This is a genomic window from Brucella anthropi (assembly GCF_046630315.1).
Lineage (GTDB): Bacteria > Pseudomonadota > Alphaproteobacteria > Rhizobiales > Rhizobiaceae > Brucella > Brucella anthropi_A.
In genome coordinates this window covers 192,700-204,757 of the sequence record NZ_LQBD01000001.1, presented here as the reverse complement: position 1 = coordinate 204,757, position 12,058 = coordinate 192,700, and the positions used below count along the sequence as shown (strand labels likewise).

Below are 12,058 nucleotides of genomic sequence, written 5' to 3'. Positions count from 1 at the left end.
TAATAATAGCCTCCACCCCTGTCAAGCCGTTCCCTCGCGATCTCCCCGTTCCAATCATTGAAAAGCGCAAAAAAATGCAGGATAAAACCAGGATGCAAGATCGATCGTCGCCCAAGACCAAAATCCAGCAGGATGCCCTGCTTCCCCGCAACACGCGCCGTTCCGTGCCGATCGCCCTCCTGCGCGCCCGCGAGGCGGTGATGAGCCATTTCCGGCCGATGCTGGCCCAGCACGACATCACCGAGCAGCAATGGCGCGTCATCCGCATTCTGGCGGAAACGGACATCGTCGATGCCTCGGAAATGGCCGAGCGGGCCTTTATCCTTGCGCCCAGCCTCACCCGCATCATCCGCTCGCTCGAGGAACGCGGCATCATCACCAAGACCAGGGACGAAAATGACGGACGCCGCGTGCTGTTGCAGATCACCCCGGCCGGGCTTGCGATCATCAAGGAAGTGGCCCCGGAAAGCCGCCTTATCTATCAGATGATCGAGGAACGTTTTGGCCGCGAGCGGATCGACCAGCTTCTGGTCATGCTGGACGATCTGGCGGCGATCAACGACTGACACCCTCCTCTTCGGCCAGGGCGCGCACGTCCGCCACATAGCGGCTGAGGCGGGCAAGATTGTCGGGCAGTTCCGGCCTTGCAGCCGCCCAGCCGATATAGGTCAGCGCGCGCAGCAGCAGGAAAAGCGGGAGATGCCCGAACTCCCGCGCAAGGCGGGGCCTGACGGCTGCATAACCGTCCAGAAGTGCCGCGCGCAGCGCCGGATAATCCGGCTCGCGCCTGTTGCGCAACAGCACCGTCGCCAGATCGAACAGGCGAAAACCGAAGCCGCAATCATCAAAATCGATGAATGCCACCGCGCCGTCACGCACAAAGACGTTTTCGCGCACCAGATCGGCATGAATGAGCCCCTGGTCGAGTTGCGGCGCCAGATCTGCCAGCACCGCCGACAAATCCTCACGCAGCCGCGCAAGATAGATGCGGTCGTCCGCGCCCAGCGCCTCGCAATCCCAGAAACGGCCCCAGAACGGCGCCTCGCCCAAAAGGCCCGCCACATCCCATGCCGGGCGTTCGAAATCAGCCGGGCGGGAAAACCTGTCCGCAGCCTCATGCATCCGCGCCATTTCGCCGCCAATAGCATGAAAAACCGCAGGCAGGTCACGGCCCTGCCGGAAAAGCGGCGTGCCCGTTTCGCCAAGCGGGTCACCGTCGACCCAGCCGATCAGGTCGGCATGATAGGTCGCCCCTTCCGGGGCATCCAATGCGACCAGAAATGCACCGTCCAATGCAGCCAGCGGTTGGGGCACGGCGATGCCGCGCTTGCGCAGATCATCCATCCACACCAGTTCCGAAACCAGCGCCGCGCGCGCATGATAGCCGGGGCGATGCAGGCGCAGAGCCGCCGGATTGCCATCCCGAAGCCGGACCTTGAAAACCGCGTTTTCACGATATTTCAAAAGTTCGGGCCTCTGTTCCGGCAAGCCCCAGAAGGCAAGGGCCGCGGAGGCGCGCCCCGCCAGATTGTCGAGAATGTTTCCCATCGCGTTACAATCCGCCCAGAACATCGTCCAGCGTGGAAAGCATGAGGTCCGCATTCTCCTTCGAGAACGGCATGGGCGGCCTGATCTTGGTGGCGTTCTGGTGAATGCCGAGCTTGTTCATCAGCACGCCGCGTTCGCGCATTTCGTTCACGACCCGCGTGGCAAGCTCTGCCGCCGGTGTTTTTTCCGCCCGGTCGAGAACGAGTTCCGCGCCGAAAAACAGCCCGCTGCCGCGAACATTGCCGATCGCGCCATGTTTCCGGGCCAGTTTTTCCAGTCCCCGGCGTGCATAAGCGCCAACCTCCAACGCATTGGCCTGGAGGTTTTCCTCCTCCAGCACGTCGAGCACAGCCATCGCCGCAGCACAGGAAACCGGATTGCCGCCAAAGGTGTTGAAATAGCGGAAGGCCTTCCGGAAGGCATTCAGCGTATCCGCACCGGCAACCACCGCGCCAACCGGGTGGCCGTTAGCCATCGGCTTGCCGAGCGTCACGATGTCCGGCACGATGCCTGCCTTCTGGTGTCCCCACATATGTCCGCCCGTGCGTCCGAAACCCGGCTGCACCTCGTCGGCGATCACCACGCCGCCCGCCTTCCTGACCGCAGCGATGGCGGGGGCCAGAAAATTCTCCGGCAGATCGGGAAAACCCTCATTGGCAAAGAACGGGTCGATGATGAGGCCGGAAAAGCCGAACGGGCTTGCCTGCAACGAAGCGATGGCCTTTTCCACCTCCGCCGCCCAGGCTTGCGCGAAGGCTTCGCCCCCCTCGCCGCCGAGCGGGCGATAGCTGTCCGGCGCGGGCACATGGCGCACATGGCCGCCATAGCCGCCCACCGGCGGCATTCGCGTCGAAAGCTGCGATACCGCCGTCGTGTTGCCGTGATAGGTGAAGTCGGTTGCGATGATGCCGGTCTTGCCCGTTACCGCCTGCGCCATGCGCAGGGCCACGTCATTCGCCTCGCTGCCGGTGCAGGTGAGGATCGCCGCATCGAGGCTTTTGTCGAAAGTCGCGGTCAGCCGCTCGACATAATCCAGAATTCCCTCATGCAGATAGCGCGTATGGGTGTTGAGCATCGAGGCCTGACGGCAGATCGCCTCCACCACACGCGGATGGCAATGGCCCACATGCGGCACATTGTTGTAGCAATCGAGATATTTGCGCCCGTCCGCATCCCAGAGCCAGACCCCTTCGCCCTTCACCAGATGCACCGGGTCCTGATAAAACAGGGACATGTTGCGGCCAAGCAGCCGCTCCCGGCGGGCGATCAGTTCGTGATTTCCACTCATTTCACTGTCCCTTCGCAGCGGAAAGGCCAGCATCGAGCGCGGAAACAATGCGGTTCACATCGTCTGCCGTGATGATGAGCGGCGGCGAAATGATGACATTGGCACCGGAAGTGCGCACCATGACGCCTTCCTCATAGGCGACATCATAAACCTTCTGCACCACGGCCTTGGCGGCGGCGCTCTTCTTCTCACGATCGGAAACGAGTTCCAGCGCCGCCATCAGGCCCTTGCCGCGCACGTCACCCACAAGCCCGTGCTTTTCCTTCAGCCGATTGAGCCCCGCCATAAGTTCGACACCGCGCGCCCCGGCATTGGCCGCCGTGTTGGCGCGCGCCGTTTCCTTCAGCGTGGCAAGGGCCGCCGCGGCACCCACCGGATGGCCGGAATAGGTGTAGCCATGGCCGATTGCGCCGAGCGAATTTTTGTTCGCCTCAAAAACGCTCGCCACCGTGTCGGAAATCATCACCGCGCCGAAGGGGAAATAACCGTTGGTGATTGCCTTGGCGGTCGTCATCATATCGGGTTTCACCCCCCATCCGCGCGAGCCGGTCCATGCGCCGGTACGCCCGAAAGCCGTGATGACCTCGTCGGCAATCAGGAGAATGCCGTGCCGGTCGCAGATTTCACGCATCAGCGGCATGAAGCTTTCATGCGGCACAATCACGCCTCCTGCTCCCAGCACCGGCTCCATGATGAAGGCGGCAATGGTGTCCGCCCCCTGAAACGCGATTTCATCCTCAAACTGGCGCGCAATCGCCGCAGCAATCGCCGCCGGGTCGTCCGTATTGAACGGATTGCGATAGGGATAGGGCGCCGCCAGATGGAACACGCCCGGCAGAAGCGGCTCGTAGTTGCGGCGGAAATTGGCATTGCCGTTGACCGAAGCGCCGCCGAAATGCGTGCCGTGATAACCCTTTTTCAGCGAAACGAATTTCGTGCGTTCCGGCTGTCCGTTGATCTTGTGGAACTGGCGGGCAAGCCGCAGCGCCGTTTCGACCGAATCCGATCCGCCGGAAGTAAAGAAAGCGCGCGTCAGCCCGTCTTCCTTGAAGAATTCGACAAGCTCATAGGATAACTCGATCAGGGGCGAGTTGGTCGTGCCGCGAAAGGTCGAATAATAAGGCAGGCTGTCGAGCTGGTCACGGATCGCCTTCTTCACCGGCTCGCAGGAATAGCCCAGATTGACGTTCCACAGACCGCCGACCGCATCGAGAACCTTCTTGCCGTGAATGTCGATCACCGAGACGCCCTCGCCGCCATTGACGATGCGGGGCGGATTGGCCTGCATCTCCGCCGGATGCGCCATGGGGTGCCACAGGTGGCGGGCATTGTTCTCGATCAGGAAATTGGAATCACGCATGAGGATAACCTTTCAAATTCCGAGCATTTTCAGCGCCTGCGCATAGCTTTCCGCAGGCCGGGTCACGTCGAAGTGCACATGCGGCAGGTGGACCGCCTCCGCCCCTTCGATATTTTTCTTCTGGTCGTCGACGAACACACAATCGGCGCGGTCGAGCGCCAGCTCCGCCAACACCTGTTCATAGGCGCGCGGGTCTGGTTTCAGAATCTTGGTGTAGGTGGCGTCCACGATCACATCGAAGAGCTCGATCAGCGGGAAACGCTTGCGAAACTCCACGCCATAGAAAAGATCAAGCTCGTTGGAGAGGATCGCAAGCTTCAGACCCGCCGCCTTTGCCCTCAGGATGGCGTCGCGCGCTTCCGGGCGCAGCACCAGCTCCGGTTCCGCGCCGCGCGCACGCTGGACAAAGGTTTTCATGTCCGTCCAGTTTTCCCCCAGAAGCGCGCCGGTTTCGCGGGTGCGCGTCATCCAGTAATCGCGTTCGGTGATTTCGCGCGCCTGCATCGACACCCAGAGCGGGTCGGTGGACGGATCGAAGGGGCCCTTCCAGCCAAGGCTTCCCGCGGGAAGGCCGAGCGCCCTTTCCGTAATATCGTGGGTCTCGAACAATGTGCGTGTCACCACGCCGCCAAAATCGAGAATGAGAGCCTTGTTCATGCGGCCCTTGTTCATGCGACATTGCCTTTCACTACAATTCCTTCCGCGACCCAGCGGTCGAAGACCGCAAGGGCGCGCGATGCAAATTCCGGCGCATTGATATGCGCATCCACTTCCTCGAAGGTGATCGCCCTGGAAACAGCGCCCCGCATCTCGTCAAGAAAGGCATCGAGCGCCTCCGGCTCATGCAAGGGTTCGCCGTTGCGATCCCATTCCTGCACGCCGCCGGACGGCAGGATGAAGGCAACCGGCGCGACAGCGCGCTCCAGCTTGGCCGCCACCACGCGGGCCACCTCGCGGCGCTGCTCGGGTGCAACGGTGATGGATGCGATCAGCCGGTTATGGGCGTGATAGGGCCGATCCCGGAACTGGTCCGGCACATTCTGCCAGGCGGGCATATCCACCATATCCACGGCCCCCGGCGCGATGATCTGGGGTATGCCCGCCCGCCCGGCATTTTCCATGCGGTCCGGCCCGGATGTAACCACAGAGCCGCTCTGGGCATTGGTCACTTCCTGTATGCAGAAATCGAAAACAGCGACAAAACCCTTCTGCGCCGCAACCGCCTCATAGGCGCGCCCACCCATGCCCGTGGCGTGGAATATCGCGACATCATAGCCGCGCTTTTCCAGTTCCGGCTTCAGGAAGCGCATATATTTGAGACAGGAAGAACCGAGCGAGGTCATGCCGATCAGCGGCTTTTCGGCGTTGGGCTTTTCCGCCATCTTCGCCGCGCCCACCACCGCGCCGCAGGCTTGCGACAGGACGGAACGGCAGATCGGGTTGAGGCCGTAAAGCCCTCCGGCCCAGAGGATCATCATGAGGTCGGGCGCGATGCGCTCCGGCGGCAGGAGATGCGAATAGGCGATGGTCGAAACGATGAATTTCGGCACGCCGAGCGGCAGGACCGCCGCGATATCCAGCGCAAGATCGGTGCCGAGCGAACCGCCGAGCGCAATCATGCCATCGACCTGACCGCGTTGCGAAAGGCCGCGGACGAGAGCCGTCGCGCCTTCGGCCATGAGCGCCATGGCGCTATGCTCATCGCCGCTGTCGATGATCGCCTGAACCGTCGTTCCGGCAGCCCCGGCCACATCATGCTTGGAATAGGCCGGCTCATAGGGCGGATTGCCCAAAATGCTGACATCAATCATGACGGGCGTGCCGCCGGCCCTTTCGACGACATCCGCCATGAAAAGCAGTTCGTCGCTCTTGGTATCGCCCGTGCCGATCACCAGAATGCGGGGGGAATTGGTATTCGCAGTCATCAACCGTTCCTCTTCGATTGATTGAAACGGATGTGCCTGTGTTCTCCGAACAGGGCAGCGGAAATGGCCTCGGCCGTGGCATGGGCGTCCGCGCCATACCGCATGACGACCCCGTCATCGGCGCGCGCAAGGGGGGCTGCCACCGTGATGCAGCCAACCGGCCTGGAATCAGGCGCGAGAATCGCTGCCGATGTGCTCATCACGCCCACCTCAAGCCCCTGCCGGTTGACGGAAAAGCCGTTCTGCCGCGCTTCCTGCACGCGCTGCCGGACTTCCCCCGGATCGGCAAGTGTAAATTGCGTGAATGTATCGAGCGATTTCGCCACGGTGGCCTCCACCACGTCGTCCGCACAGGCTGCCAGATAGGCAAGGCCCGACGCCGTGGCGTGGAAAGGCAGGATCATGCCGACATTGACGAAAACCCGATGGGCGCGGGGCGATTCTTCCACATGAATGGTGGAAAGCCGCCCATTGGAAAATTCGGAAAGATGCACGGTTTCGCCGGTACGCTCGGCGAGTTGCCTTATGAATGGAAGGGCCGTGCCCAGAAAGGGATAACGGGCTTCGCGAATACGCGCGAGCCGCAGCGGCTCGGCCCCGATTCGGTATTTGCGGCTGTCGGCCAGCTGCTCGACGAAGCCGTGCCTTTCCAGTTCGACCAGAAAACGGCGGGTCGTCGCCTTATCATAACCGCAGGCCTGCGCAATCTCCGTCAGTCCGGCCACGGTGTTCAGCCGCGACAGGACGTCCAGAAGCGTCAGAGCTTTGCCAATGGTGCTCATTCATAGTCCTCCTCAGGTCAAGCCCCATGCCCGCCAACGCGCCTGGCGGCGGCGTTTCCCAAGCTCCTCCCCCACTCTCCCGCGGGGCGCTTCGCACGGCACAGATACTTAACATGCGAAATAACTTGACAGGAACCCGGACTCTTTGCAAGTCTATATTTGAAGCATCGGTTTAAATAATGAACCGGGCAAATTCGGACTTCAACAACAGAAAAACTGCCCGAATAGCGCTTTCGACTTTACGGCCGCGATGTGGAACGCGGTTTTTCAAGTATCCAGGGGAACAAACATCATGAGCGATTCTAGCGAACTGCCTGAACAAGCCAATCAATTGCGAAAAAACAGCCTCGGCGTGGCGGCTGTTACCTTTCTCGTCGTCTCTGCGGCCGCACCTTTGACTGCCGTGGCCGGCGGCGTGCCGCTCTCCATGCTGCTTGGAAACGGGGCCGGCATCCCGCTCACTTTCCTGATCGTCACCAGCGTTCTGTTGATGTTTTCGGTGGGCTATGTCGCCATGGCGCGGCATATCCGCAATGCCGGGGCGTTCTATGCCTTCACCGCACAGGGGCTGGGTGGCCTCATGGGCGGCGCGGCGGCACTTCTCGCCATTTTGGCCTATAATGCCATGCAGATCGGCGTGTTCGGCCTTTTCGGCGCGGCAACATCCGGCTTCATGGCGGGCCTCGGCCTCGACCTGCCCTGGTGGGCATGGACCTATATCGGCATCGCAGCCGTTGCCGTGCTCGGCTATCGCCGGGTCGATCTTTCGGCGCGGGTTCTCACCGTGCTCGTGGTTCTGGAATATCTCGTCGTGCTGGTGATCGACGCCGCCATCCTGTTTTCCGGCGGCGACAGCGGCCTTACGATGGAACCCTTCACACCGTCCGCCTTCCTGAGCGGCACGCCCGCCATCGGCATTCTTTTCTGCTTCGCCGCGTTCATCGGTTTCGAAGCAACCACGATCTACAGCGAGGAAGCCCGCGATCCGGGCCGCACCGTGCCGCGCGCGACCTATATTTCCGTGCTGATCATCGGCCTTTTCTACATGCTGACCTCATGGCTGATGGTCAATGGCGCAGGCGCCGACAAGCTCGTCGGCGAATTGCAGGCTCTGCAAGACCCCACGACCTTCCTCTTCGGCCTTGCCGAGCGTTATGTCGGGCACTGGATCATCCCGGTCATGAACCTTCTCTTCGTCACCAGCCTCTTTGCAGGCGTGGTCGCCTTCCACAACGGCGTTGCCCGCTACATGTATGTGGCTGGCCGTGAAGGCCTGCTGCCGCGCGGGCTCGGTGTCACCCATCCGCACTATCAAAGCCCGCATGTCGGCTCCGTCGTCCAGACCGTCATTGCAATCGTCGTCGTGGGCATTTTCGCGGCCACCGGACAAGACCCTGTCCTGGCGCTCTTTTCCTGGGCAACCAATGTCGGTACGCTGGCGATCATGCTTCTCATGACCTTCACCGCCTTTGCCATCATCGCCTTTTTCGCACGTCGTCCGGGGCTGGAAAGCAATCCCTTCACCACGCGCATCCTGCCGTTGGTGACGGGCATCATCCTTGGCCTTCTCGTGATCTATATTGCCGTCAATTTCGGCAGCATCGCCGGTGCGAACGGCTTCATGGCCGTGTTCCTGCCGGGCCTTGTGCTGGTGGCGGCGATTGCGGGCCTGCTGCTTGCACTGCGCCTCAAGGGCGCCAATGCCGCAGGCTTCGCCCGGCTGGGCGCGGGCCAGACCGTCTGACCGCTGACATTCCGGCGCTCTCCCGCAAGGAGGGCGCCGCATCTGCATTTGCGAATTGAGGATAGTGCCGCCATGCAAGACAAGATCAACCGTCTGCGCCAACAAGCCGTATCGCCGCAAGGCCTGTTCATCAATGGCCGCTGGCAACCCGCTGCCGACGGAAATGTGATGGCGGTCATCTCGCCCATCGACGGGACGCAGCTGACGACAATCGCCGCCGCCGCGGCCATTGACGTGGACCGCGCCGTCGCTGCGGCGCGGCACAGTTTCGAAAAAGGCACATGGGCAAAAGCCGCACCGGCCGAGCGCAGGAAGGTCCTTTTGAAAATCGCTGAGCTGATCGACCGGGATGCCCTAGAGCTTGCCGTTCTCGGCGTGCGGGACAACGGAACCGAAATCTCGATGGCGTTGAAGGCGGAGCCCGGCAGCGCCGCCAATTCGTTCCGCTATTACGCGGAAGCCATCGACAAGGTCTATGGCGAGATCGCCCCCACGGCTGAAAATATTCTCGGCCTCGTGCACCGCGCGCCGGTCGGTGTAGTGGGCGCCATTGTGCCATGGAATTTTCCGATGATGATCGGCGCCTGGAAGATCGCGCCCGCCCTGGCGGCGGGCAATTCGATCGTGCTCAAACCCGCCGAAGGCGCTTCGCTGTCGCTGCTGCGGCTGGCCGAGCTTTGCACTGAGGCCGGATTGCCGGACGGTGTGCTCAATGTCGTGACGGGCGCCGGACCTGTTACCGGCGAGGCGCTGGGGCTGCATCCCGATATCGACGTTCTGGCCTTCACCGGCTCCGGCTTCGTGGGCCGCAAACTGCTCGAATATTCCGCCCGCTCGAACCTCAAGCGTGTCTATCTGGAGCTTGGCGGCAAATCGCCCAACATCGTCTTCGCCGATGCGCCCGATCTGGCGCAGGCGGCGAAAGTTTCGGCCTATGGCATATTCCGCAATTCCGGCCAGGTCTGCGTCGCGGGTTCGCGCCTTCTGGTCGAGCGTTCCATCGCCGAGAAATTCGCCGAAAAAGTCAGCGCCATCGCCGCCGCGATGAAGGTTGGCGACCCGCTCAGCCTTGCAACCGAGGCCGGCGCCATTTCCAGCGATGTGCAGCTTCGGAAAAATCTGGGTTTCGCCGAACAGGCGCTTTCGGAAGGCGCGCGGCTGCGCACCGGCGGCAAGCGCATCCTCGAAGAAACCGGCGGTTTCTACATGCAGCCGACCGTCTTCAATGTCGCCCCCGGCATGACGCTTGCCCGCGAGGAGGTTTTCGGCCCGATTCTTTCGATCATCCCCTTCGACACGGAAGAGGATGCGTTGAAAATTGCCAATGACAGCGATTACGGCCTCGCCTCGGCGGTCTGGACCGGCAACCTGTCCCGCGCGCACCGCATGGTCCGGGGCATCCGCGCCGGGGTGGTCCATGTGAACACCTATGGCGGGTCCGACAACACGGTTCCGCTCGGCGGCGTCAAGCAATCCGGCAATGGCCACGACAAGTCGCTCCATGCGCTCGACAAATATATCGACCTGAAAACGGCGTGGATTCAGCTCTGACGCTGTTTCCATCCATAAGAGCGACAAGGGCGGCTTCGGATTGATCCGGCCGCCTTTTTCATCATCATTCCCTGCACATCAAAATATTTAACGTGTGAAATATATTGACACGCCATCGCAGTCGCGGCAATCTAACAAACAAATAATGGGTTCGAATAATGAACCATAAGGGAACACTATACATGACCGGTGCGACGCACGCAGATTTCATCCTCACCAATGGCCGCCTTTATACTGTCGATGCCGCACGCCCCTGGGCGGAGGCTGTCGCCATTGGCGGCGGGCGCATTCTGGCGGTCGGCAGCAAGGCTGAAATCGAAGCCTTTCAAGGCAGTGAAACGGAAGTGGTGGACCTTGGCGGGCGCATGGCCATGCCGGGTTTCGTGGATGTGCACAATCACATCATGATGGGCGGCCAGGCCGATCTCTTCGAAACGCAATTGCCGGCGGGCGCAAGCGTCGATGACATCTGCGCCCATGTGCGCCGCCAGGCCGAGGCAGCAGTGCCCGGCCAGTGGATTGTCGCCAACCAGTGGGGCGCGGATATGATAACCGCGCTCAACAGCGAGGCCTCGCTTGCCAGGCTCGATGCGGCCAGCCTTGGCCATCCCGTCCTGCTGCGGGATGAAACCATGCACAATCGCTGGGTCAACAGCGTGGCATTGCAGATGTGCGGCATTGCCGACGACCAGCCGGACCCGCCCGCCGGTTCCTTCGGGCGCGATCCCTCGACGGGCCGCCTGACCGGGCTTCTGGTGGAATCGGCTGCCGGTATCGTCGAGCGTGTTGCCGCCGACCACTTCACCGAGGCAATGGGAGAGGCAGCCATTGCCCGCGCGGTGGAAATCGTCAATTCCTATGGCGTCACCGCCTTTCAGGATGCCGCCTCCGTCCTCCCGATCATGAAGGCGCTGACCGGACTGGACAACAAGGGCAAGCTGACGGCCTGGGCCGTCACCTCCCTGCCCCTGATCGAGCCATCCTTCATGTTCGGCCTTTCCGGCGATGAGCTGCTTGCGCTGCGCGATGAATACCGCACCCGGCATGTCAGGCCGAATTTCACCAAGATATTCCTTGATGGCGTTCCGGGCGCGCGAACCAGCGCCTTTCATGATGCCTATCTGGATGATGGCGTGCACCCGCGCGGCCATCGCGGCGAAACGCTCGTCCCCTATCCCGATCTCGTCCAGCATATCGACAAGTCCGAAAAGCTCGGCATGGGATTGAAAATCCACTGCACCGGCGATTATGCCGTCACCGAAATGCTGGATGCGGTGGAGGCCGTGCGGCACTTCAACGGCCCGGCCAAGGTGATGCATCACATCGCCCATGCAAGCTATGTCCGCCCGCAGGATATCGAACGCTTCGCAAGGCTTTCCGTCGTCGCCGACCTGTCTCCAATGATGTGGTATCCGACCACCTTCCTCGAAGGCCACAAGGAAGCCATGGGCGACGAGCGCGCAACCCGCTTCTGGCCGATTGCCGATCTGCACAAATCCGGCGCGCTTCTTGCGGGCGGCTCCGACTGGCCCGTCATTCCCGTGCCCGATCCATGGACGGGGATCGAAGGCATGGTCACGCGGCAGAACCCATCCGGCGCATTTGCGGGCGTTTCGCTCTGGCCGGAACAGGCCATCGACCTTGCAACCGCCATCCGCATCTTCACGCTCAACGCGGCAATCGCCATGGGCATCGGGGAGGAAACGGGCTCCATCCAGCCCGGCAAGTCCGCGGACATCATCGTGCTCGACCAGCATGTCTTCGACGTGACCCCGGACAGGATCGCCGACACGAAAGTCCTGGCCACCTATTTTGCGGGCCGCGCCGTCTATCGGCGCTGATACCGATAATGCATCCCGC

At 61.8% G+C, this 12,058-nt stretch carries 10 protein-coding genes; 4 read left to right on the top strand and 6 right to left on the bottom strand.

Annotated features, from left to right (window positions below):
* Nucleotides 1-74: 74 nt before the first annotated feature.
* Complete coding sequence (hpaR, locus tag AVM02_RS00885) at nt 75-566, top strand: homoprotocatechuate degradation operon regulator HpaR (protein WP_411505136.1); 492 nt, start codon at nt 75-77, stop codon at nt 564-566.
* Here the strand turns inward: hpaR and AVM02_RS00880 are convergent.
* From AVM02_RS00880 to AVM02_RS00855, 6 genes are read right to left on the bottom strand one after another with little or no spacing between them, the layout of a single operon-like run.
* Nucleotides 556-1,548, bottom strand: coding sequence for a phosphotransferase enzyme family protein (locus AVM02_RS00880; protein ID WP_411505135.1), 993 nt, complete (start codon nt 1,546-1,548; stop codon nt 556-558). The two genes, hpaR and AVM02_RS00880, sit on opposite strands and share 11 nt — an antisense overlap.
* Nucleotides 1,549-1,552: 4 nt before the next feature.
* Nucleotides 1,553-2,836 carry an aspartate aminotransferase family protein gene (locus AVM02_RS00875; protein ID WP_411505134.1) on the bottom strand — a complete coding sequence of 428 codons (1,284 nt, stop codon included), beginning with the start codon at nt 2,834-2,836 and terminating at the stop codon, nt 1,553-1,555.
* Nucleotide 2,837: 1 nt separating this feature from the next.
* The gene (locus AVM02_RS00870) at nt 2,838-4,196 is read right to left on the bottom strand and encodes an aspartate aminotransferase family protein (protein WP_411505133.1); all 1,359 of its coding nucleotides are present in this window, start codon (nt 4,194-4,196) and stop codon (nt 2,838-2,840) included.
* A gap of 12 nt (nt 4,197-4,208) precedes the next feature.
* The gene (locus AVM02_RS00865) at nt 4,209-4,853 is read right to left on the bottom strand and encodes an HAD family hydrolase (RefSeq protein ID WP_411505294.1); all 645 of its coding nucleotides are present in this window, start codon (nt 4,851-4,853) and stop codon (nt 4,209-4,211) included.
* 11 nt (nt 4,854-4,864) lie between these two features.
* Nucleotides 4,865-6,121 (bottom strand): Tm-1-like ATP-binding domain-containing protein, encoded by a 1,257-nt coding sequence (locus tag AVM02_RS00860; protein WP_411505132.1) that lies wholly within the window; start codon nt 6,119-6,121, stop codon nt 4,865-4,867.
* On the bottom strand, nt 6,121-6,903 hold the full coding sequence (locus AVM02_RS00855) for an IclR family transcriptional regulator (protein WP_411505131.1): 783 nt from the start codon (nt 6,901-6,903) through the stop codon (nt 6,121-6,123). The genes AVM02_RS00860 and AVM02_RS00855 overlap by 1 nt, the downstream gene beginning before the upstream one ends.
* Nucleotides 6,904-7,195: 292 nt before the next feature.
* On the opposite strand from AVM02_RS00855, the gene AVM02_RS00850 reads away from it, so the two are divergent.
* The 3 genes from AVM02_RS00850 (at nt 7,196) to AVM02_RS00840 (ending at nt 12,039) form a co-directional block, all read left to right on the top strand.
* Nucleotides 7,196-8,647 (top strand): APC family permease, encoded by a 1,452-nt coding sequence (locus AVM02_RS00850; protein ID WP_411505130.1) that lies wholly within the window; start codon nt 7,196-7,198, stop codon nt 8,645-8,647.
* 72 nt (nt 8,648-8,719) lie between these two features.
* Nucleotides 8,720-10,198: an aldehyde dehydrogenase gene (locus AVM02_RS00845; RefSeq protein ID WP_411505129.1), complete on the top strand. Its 1,479-nt coding sequence runs from the start codon at nt 8,720-8,722 to the stop codon at nt 10,196-10,198.
* Nucleotides 10,199-10,380: 182 nt separating this feature from the next.
* Nucleotides 10,381-12,039, top strand: a complete 1,659-nt coding sequence (locus AVM02_RS00840) for an amidohydrolase (protein WP_411505128.1) — start codon at nt 10,381-10,383, stop codon at nt 12,037-12,039.
* The last annotated feature ends 19 nt before the right edge of the window (nt 12,040-12,058 follow it).

Excerpts from the sequence above, each read along its gene's own strand:
- hpaR (WP_411505136.1), top strand. The coding sequence starts at position 75 with ATGCAGGATAAAACCAGGATGCAAGATCGATCGTCGCCCAAGACCAAA.
- AVM02_RS00880 (WP_411505135.1), bottom strand. The coding sequence starts at position 1,548 with ATGGGAAACATTCTCGACAATCTGGCGGGGCGCGCCTCCGCGGCCCTT.
- AVM02_RS00875 (WP_411505134.1), bottom strand. The coding sequence starts at position 2,836 with ATGAGTGGAAATCACGAACTGATCGCCCGCCGGGAGCGGCTGCTTGGC.
- AVM02_RS00870 (WP_411505133.1), bottom strand. The coding sequence starts at position 4,196 with ATGCGTGATTCCAATTTCCTGATCGAGAACAATGCCCGCCACCTGTGG.
- AVM02_RS00865 (WP_411505294.1), bottom strand. The coding sequence starts at position 4,853 with ATGAACAAGGCTCTCATTCTCGATTTTGGCGGCGTGGTGACACGCACA.
- AVM02_RS00860 (WP_411505132.1), bottom strand. The coding sequence starts at position 6,121 with ATGACTGCGAATACCAATTCCCCCCGCATTCTGGTGATCGGCACGGGC.
- AVM02_RS00855 (WP_411505131.1), bottom strand. The coding sequence starts at position 6,903 with ATGAGCACCATTGGCAAAGCTCTGACGCTTCTGGACGTCCTGTCGCGG.
- AVM02_RS00850 (WP_411505130.1), top strand. The coding sequence starts at position 7,196 with ATGAGCGATTCTAGCGAACTGCCTGAACAAGCCAATCAATTGCGAAAA.
- AVM02_RS00845 (WP_411505129.1), top strand. The coding sequence starts at position 8,720 with ATGCAAGACAAGATCAACCGTCTGCGCCAACAAGCCGTATCGCCGCAA.
- AVM02_RS00840 (WP_411505128.1), top strand. The coding sequence starts at position 10,381 with ATGACCGGTGCGACGCACGCAGATTTCATCCTCACCAATGGCCGCCTT.